Source organism: Acidovorax delafieldii 2AN (assembly GCF_000175235.1).
GTDB classification, from domain to species: domain Bacteria; phylum Pseudomonadota; class Gammaproteobacteria; order Burkholderiales; family Burkholderiaceae_C; genus Acidovorax; species Acidovorax delafieldii_B.
The window spans coordinates 1-4,597 of sequence record NZ_ACQT01000273.1; the positions used below are offsets into that span (position 1 = coordinate 1).

General features: G+C 67.4%; 4 protein-coding genes and 1 pseudogene. 3 read left to right on the forward strand and 2 right to left on the reverse strand.

Features of this window, described 5'->3' with window-relative positions; genetic code table 11:
* On the forward strand, positions 1-1,399 hold a 1,399-nt coding region (locus ACDELDRAFT_RS19430; protein WP_050784209.1), incomplete at its 5' end, for a GspE/PulE family protein.
* Between the two features lie 243 nt (positions 1,400-1,642).
* Here ACDELDRAFT_RS19430 and ACDELDRAFT_RS25870 read toward each other — a convergent pair.
* Together ACDELDRAFT_RS25870 and ACDELDRAFT_RS19435 are read right to left on the reverse strand one after the other, a co-directional pair.
* Positions 1,643-1,832 (reverse strand): annotated as a pseudogene (locus ACDELDRAFT_RS25870) (short-chain dehydrogenase); the annotation flags it as partial.
* Between the two features lie 459 nt (positions 1,833-2,291).
* Complete coding sequence (locus ACDELDRAFT_RS19435; protein ID WP_005799747.1) at positions 2,292-2,621, reverse strand: hypothetical protein; 330 nt, start codon at positions 2,619-2,621, stop codon at positions 2,292-2,294.
* 198 nt (positions 2,622-2,819) lie between these two features.
* On the opposite strand from ACDELDRAFT_RS19435, the gene ACDELDRAFT_RS19440 reads away from it, so the two are divergent.
* Together ACDELDRAFT_RS19440 and ACDELDRAFT_RS19445 are read left to right on the forward strand one after the other, a co-directional pair.
* On the forward strand, positions 2,820-3,458 hold the full coding sequence (locus tag ACDELDRAFT_RS19440) for an MBL fold metallo-hydrolase (protein ID WP_005799748.1): 639 nt from the start codon (positions 2,820-2,822) through the stop codon (positions 3,456-3,458).
* A 224-nt stretch (positions 3,459-3,682) separates the two neighbouring features.
* Positions 3,683-4,597: GGDEF domain-containing protein (locus tag ACDELDRAFT_RS19445; protein ID WP_005799749.1), on the forward strand; the 915-nt coding region annotated here is incomplete at its 3' end.

A 4,597-nucleotide genomic window follows, 5' to 3' on the forward strand; every position in this document is an offset into this window, starting at 1 on the left:
CGTGCACCCGCAAACCCAGCCGGGCGCCCCCAATGGGGCAGGCGCACGCCGCGCCCCGGCCCCCAGTTCGCGCGCCACGTCGCAAGAACTGGCCATCAACCTCACCACAGCGCCCCCCGACGGCGAGGCCGAGCAGGCCGATGTGATCAGCGAGTCGGACAACACGCTGGTGCGCCTGATCAACTCGGTGATCGACGAGGCCATCAGCCACCGTGCCTCCGACATCCACATCGAGACCGAGCCTGCACCGCAGAACGTGCGCGTGCGCCTGCGCATCGACGGCGACCTGACGCCCTACCTGGAGCTGCCGGCGCGCTTTCGGTTTGCCATGGTGGCGCGCATCAAGATCATGGCCAACATGGACATCTCGGAGCACCGCAAGCCGCAGGACGGGAAGATCGACTTCTCGCGCTTCGGCGGCCCGCCGGTCGAGTTGCGCGTGGTCACCGTGCCCACCTCGCGCGGTCTGGAAGATGTGGTGCTGCGCCTGCTGGCCGGCGCCAAGCCCCTGCCCCTGGAGGCCATCGGCCTGAGCCCATCCAACCTCGTGTCCATGCGCGAGGTGATGAAGAAAAGCTACGGCCTCGTGCTGGTGTGCGGCCCCACGGGCTGCGGCAAGACCACCACCCTGCATTCGGTGGTGCGCGACATCAACACCGCCGGACGCAAGATCTGGACCGCCGAAGACCCGATCGAAATTACCCAGAGCGGCCTGCGCCAGGTGCAGGTCAACCCCCGTATCGGGTGGACCTTTGCCGCCGCCATGCGCACCTTCCTGCGTGCGGACCCCGACGTCATCATGATCGGAGAAATGCGCGACGAGGAAACCGCCCGCATCGCCATCGAAGCCTCGCTCACGGGGCACCTGGTGCTGTCCACGCTGCACACCAATTCGGCCCCCGAGAGCATCGCGCGGCTGCTGGAGATTGGCCTCGACCCCTTCAACTTCTCGGATTCACTGCTGGCCATCCTGGCGCAGCGCCTGGTGCGGCGTCTGTGCACGGTGTGCCGCGAACCCCGCGTGGCCGAAGACGACGTCCTGCTCGACCTGGCTTCGCAATACCTTGCCAGCGGCACCAGCAACACGCCGCAAGCGCGCTCGGAGCAAGTGGCGCGGTGGCGCCAACAGCACGGAGACGCCTCTGGCACGCTGCGGATGTGGCGCGCGGTGGGCTGCAAGGAGTGCGAAAACCACGGCTATCGCGGGCGGCTGGGCATCCATGAGCTGATGCTGAGCGACGACACCATCCGCCAGCACATCCGCCACCGCGCGCCCGCTTCGGACATCCGGCATTCGGCCCTGGCGGCCGGCATGCTCACGCTGCGCCAGGACGGCATCGAGAAAGTGCTGCAGGGCCTGACGGACATGCCCGAAGTGATTGGCGCCACCAACCTCTGAGAGCACGACCAACACCAACCTGACGGCGCCGCGGTATCCATTGCGCACCTGCTGGCCATCCGCCTCCACGAAGCCGCGCAAATGGCCAGCAACGGCGCAAAGCCAGGAATGCCACAGGCCGAAGCCCCAGAGATCAATGCCCAGCGATGAGAGTCCCGCGCGCAACGATCACGCGCGGCCTTGCGTGCACCTGGGCGGCACGCGCGAGTGCATTCTTGCGCGCCCTTGCACGCGCTTGACCCCTCAAGCGCCGTCGCCGGCACTTCCCGTGATGTAGCTGCTGCTGCTGCAGGAAGCGGCAAGGAACACATAGGCGGGGGAGATTTCCTCGGGCTGCGCCGGCCGCCCCAGGTGCGTCTTTTTGCCGAAGTCTACGATGCCCTGTACCGAGCGGTCGGCGGGGTTCAGGGGGCGTCCACACGGGGCCGGGGGCTGCTGTAGCGCTCCCACTTTCCTTCTTCTTGGGGCGTGCCTTGCCGTCCTTTACATCCTGGGCAGCCTGGATGCGCTGCTGCTTTCCGGCGGTCTTGTCGGTGGTGGCTGCCGTCGGGGCAGGGGTCGTCTTGTCTGGGGGTTGGGGCATCGTGAGGTCCTCGAGGTCGTGGGTTCCAAAAAAAGGCCGCTGCGGGCTGTCAACCCAGCGGCTTCCAGAGCGGCGGTTCGGGCTCTGGAAAGTAGATGGGCTCTCGGCGCGGCGCCAGCATCGCCTCGCGTTGGCACAGCCGCTTCAGGGCGCGGGGTTTGACCAATTCACTGTGGGTTCTGCGGTATCTGGACATGAGGGCACCATGGGGCAATGGATACAGGCCCATTGGCCCATGCCACAGCGCACGGGCCTGTCGGCCAACGCTGATACGCACCCTCAGCCGCCGCCGCACGGTGCAGGCGCCGATCAGGACAGCTCACAAACCATTGCCGGCGCAGTGCGGCCACCCTTGTCCGATCTGGCGCCCCGGGGTACCGCCACGGCCGCGCCGTCGCTCACGCACGGTCCCGCAGCGCGTGCACACCGGCTTCGGCGGCGCAGTGGTTGCAACAGAACAGTTGCCAGTTGCGCTCCGGCTTGAACCCCGTGCCCCACGATGGGCACACTGCACTGGGCGCAGCGCGGCGCCACCGCATGGATGGCGCATTCAAAGCTGTCGAACGTGTGGGTGGTTCCGCCCAGCGTGACTTCAAAGCTGCCGTCGTATTCGTTGCCGCAGGTTTCGCACTTGGTCATGGTGTTCTCCTTCAAAATGGCCACTTTGCGCGGACCCCGGCACAGGGGGTGTAAGACGCCTTCGGACGTTGGCCCCACGGCCGGTAACGGCGTTTTGCCTTTGTGTCGAAGGCCTTGCCGACCCGGCCAGGGCCGCCATGCCGGGCGGTTCGCCCACGCGTTGCCCGCGCCCCCGCCTACCGTTACTTGTTTTTATCCATGCTGCAGTACCACACCGTTCCCGTCACGCCCTTCCAGCAGAACTGCTCGATCGTCTGGTGCGATGCCACTCGCCGCGCCGCCGTCATCGACCCCGGCGGTGACCTGGACACGGTGCTGGCCGAGGTTGAGCGGCGCGGCCTCACGCTCGAGCAGATCTGGCTCACCCACGCCCACATCGACCACGCGGGCGGCGCGGGCGAATTGGCGCAGCGCAAACAGCTGCCCATCGTGGGCCCCCACCCGGGCGACCAGTTCTGGATCGACGGCCTGCCCCAGCAAAGCGCCATGTTCGGCTTTGCGCCCGCGCAGCACTTCAGCCCCACGCGCTGGCTGCACGATGGCGATCAGGTGCAGATCGGCAACGAAACCCTGAACGTGCGCCACTGCCCCGGCCATACGCCGGGCCATGTGGTGTTCCATGCGCCGCAGATCGACCGGGCCTTCGTGGGCGATGTGCTGTTCGCTGGCAGCATCGGGCGCACCGACTTTCCCCAGGGCAACCACCAGCAGCTCATCGACAGCATCACGCAGCGCCTGTGGCCCATGGGCGACCAGACGGTGTTCATTCCGGGGCACGGCCCCGAAAGCACCTTCGGGCGTGAGCGGCGCAGCAACCCCTACGTGGGCAACACCTGAGCCTCGCAGCACGCAGGCAGAGGGCATGCCCCGCCTGTCGCGCCAAAGACTCCTGATTCAATAGCAAAAATCGCCCATCAGTAAAGCGCTTGCGGGGTATAAGACCATAAAACCGCACCTGTGCCCGCGCCGCCCGGCGGCGTCGCCACGCATTCAGCCACTACCATATGCCCAGCGGTGGCGGGGGGCTGCCGCCAACACCGGGCTGTACGGCACTCCCTGCGATGACACACACGACGACGGTTCACCCCGGGGTTCCCCGGCGCGGCTCCAGCCTGGCGGGCAAGGCCTACTGGGCTATGGTGCGCCGCGTGGCGCTCACTGCCGCGGCCATCGACGCGGCCTACATCGTGCTGTTCCTGGTGCTAGGTTCTGTGCCGCTGGCTGCCATCAACATCGCAAGCATCGCGCTGTACCTGGCGGCCTATGCCCTCATCCAGCGGCGGCGCAACACGCTGGGGCTGGCGCTGATCTGGGCGGAGGTCGTGGTCCATTCGGCGCTGGGGTCGCTGCTGATCGGGTGGGAGAGCGGGTTTCACTACTACCTGCTGCTGTTCATCCCGGCCATCGTGATTGCCAACACCCGAGGTTATGCGCTGCCCCTGGTGCTGGGCCTGCTGCTGTACTACCTGGGGCTGTACGCGCTGTGCGGCCACCTGGGGCCCCTGACACCGCTGCCGGAGCGCAGCGTGAAGATCATCAACGCCATCCACGTCTGCCTGATTTTCGGGATGTCGGCCGCACTGGCGCGGTTCTACCGCCGCACCATCCTGATTGCCGAAGCCCGCTTGCTGCGCCAGGCCACGCTCGACCCGCTGACCGGTCTGAACAACCGCAGCCACTTCGAGGCCCTGGCGGCCAATGCGCTCGCGCGCAGCCAGCGCACCGGCGAGCCCGTGGCCGTCATGCTGTGCGACATCGACCATTTCAAGCAGGTCAACGACCGCTACGGGCATGCCGTGGGCGACCAGGCGCTGCTGCACGTGGCGCGCGTGCTGTCGGCGAACCTGCGCGAATGCGACGTACTGGCGCGCTGGGGTGGCGAGGAATTCCTGGCCCTGATGCCGGCCCAGGCGCCCGACGCTGCCATGGCGGCGGCCGAGCGCATCCGCGCCGTGCTGCAGGCGCAGCCGCTGGAC